The organism is Mesorhizobium sp. M7A.F.Ca.US.006.04.2.1, from assembly GCF_004022915.1.
Classification (GTDB): domain Bacteria; phylum Pseudomonadota; class Alphaproteobacteria; order Rhizobiales; family Rhizobiaceae; genus Mesorhizobium; species Mesorhizobium ciceri.
This window is the reverse complement of record NZ_RZQA01001148.1, coordinates 1-1,538: the sequence shown is the minus strand read 5'-3', so window position 1 is coordinate 1,538 and position 1,538 is coordinate 1. Positions and strand designations below refer to the sequence as shown.

The following is a 1,538-nucleotide window of genomic DNA, read 5'->3' as shown; positions in this document are numbered from 1 at the left end:
CACCGGCGCGGCTGCCCCGGCCTCAGCGCGGCATGCTCCGAATGTGACGGCGACCACGCTGCCGACGCCGACCCGATGCGGCCATCGGCCTGATACAGGCCGGTTGCAGCCTGGCCGTGTCGCCTGGTGGAACCGGCGGCGCCGATCTGTGTTATGTCGTGTTGATCGCGGGCGCCGAAGGTTGCGCGTTTCCCCGACAACAGAAAGCGAGGCCTGAGATGGCTGACGACAAGTCGAAGACGAAACAGGACCGCAAGCAGGTCTCGGGCGAAGAGCCCTACGAGGTTGCCGCCTTTGCCCGCAAATACGGCATTCCGCCAAGCGAGGCACAGACCATCATCAAGCGCTACGGACCCTCGCGCAAGAAGCTCGACGCCCATATGGCGGCCCGCGGCTAGCCGAAACCATTTCGCCTGGGCGGCGTTGAAGACGCTGCGGGCCGTGTCAACCGGGCCTGGTGGTACGGTGAACAGGATGTCTTTTTCCCGGTTTCTCATCCTGGCCAACGAAACGGCAGACGAGCATCTGTCCCACCCGGCCCGCAGCGCCACGCATTGAGGGAGGTCGTCATGTCCGACACCATACGCAGGACCGGCAGCTGCCTGTGCGGCGGCGTGCAGTTCGAGGTTCACGGCGCGCCGCTGCGCGTCGGCCTGTGCCATTGCAAGGATTGCCGCAAGGCCGGCGGTTCGGTCTATTCGGCCTTTGCCATCTGGCCGCGCGAGGCCTTCGAGACCACCGGCCTCGTCAGCTCCTATGGCACGCGCAGCTTTTGCCCGACATGCGGCGGCCGCGTCGCCTGGGTCGACGACAACGAGGCCGAGGTGGCAATCGGCAGCCTCGACATCGCGCCGACCGATCTCGTGCCCGAATATGAATTGTGGACCTCCAGGCGCGAGACCTGGCTGCACGCTTTGCCAGGCGCCGAACAGTTCGAGCATGACCGCCCAGCCACGTACAACGCCGAAGCGCCGACGCCGAGATCGCTGTCGGACATCGACGCAGAGATTTGATCTCCGGGCAAGGGAACCCTGCCCTGCCGCCGACGTTACCGGACGCCTCTCACGCATGTCGCCCGGCGACTTGCGGCAATCATGGAGACGACCGTTGAACGACAAGATGTTTCCCCGCCCCATCAGGCTGAAATTCGCGCCTGAGCGCGAGCGCATCATCCGCAGCGCCTGGGAAGGCCTGGAATGCCTCGGCGACTGGCCGGCTGGCCAGGGACGGCGCTACCGGGCGGCGTTGCGCAGCTGCCGCGATGCGCTGGATGGCTGGACGCCGCCGGAAAAAGCGATGCGGGCGGTGATCGACGCCGCGCGCGAAGCAAAACTCCTGCAGTAGTTGGAAAACAGGACATGTCTGAGCTCATTTTGCCCACACCGATGCGGATCAAGCCGCATGGGTCGGACACGATCCGCGACGTCGCCACGCTCAGGGATGCCAGCGAAATCCTGATCGATTGGCCGCAGGCCAAGCGCGGCCCGTTCTACCAGGCGGCGCGCGAGAAGGTCGAAGCCGCATTGGAAACCCAGAGA

General features: G+C 65.5%; 4 protein-coding genes. All 4 read left to right on the top strand.

Features of this window, described 5'->3' with window-relative positions:
• The first annotated feature begins 218 nt into the window (after positions 1 to 218).
• A complete protein-coding gene (locus EN925_RS35255; RefSeq protein ID WP_013530777.1) occupies positions 219 to 398 on the top strand; it encodes a DUF3606 domain-containing protein in 180 nt (59 codons plus the stop codon).
• A 171-nt stretch (positions 399 to 569) separates the two neighbouring features.
• On the top strand, positions 570 to 1,013 hold the full coding sequence (locus tag EN925_RS35250) for a GFA family protein (protein ID WP_127370569.1): 444 nt from the start codon (positions 570 to 572) through the stop codon (positions 1,011 to 1,013).
• A 94-nt stretch (positions 1,014 to 1,107) separates the two neighbouring features.
• Complete coding sequence (locus EN925_RS35245) at positions 1,108 to 1,344, top strand: DUF982 domain-containing protein (protein ID WP_027035115.1); 237 nt, start codon at positions 1,108 to 1,110, stop codon at positions 1,342 to 1,344.
• A 14-nt stretch (positions 1,345 to 1,358) separates the two neighbouring features.
• Positions 1,359 to 1,538 (top strand): DUF982 domain-containing protein (locus EN925_RS35240; RefSeq protein WP_128337338.1); only part of this gene is annotated, 180 nt, incomplete at its 3' end.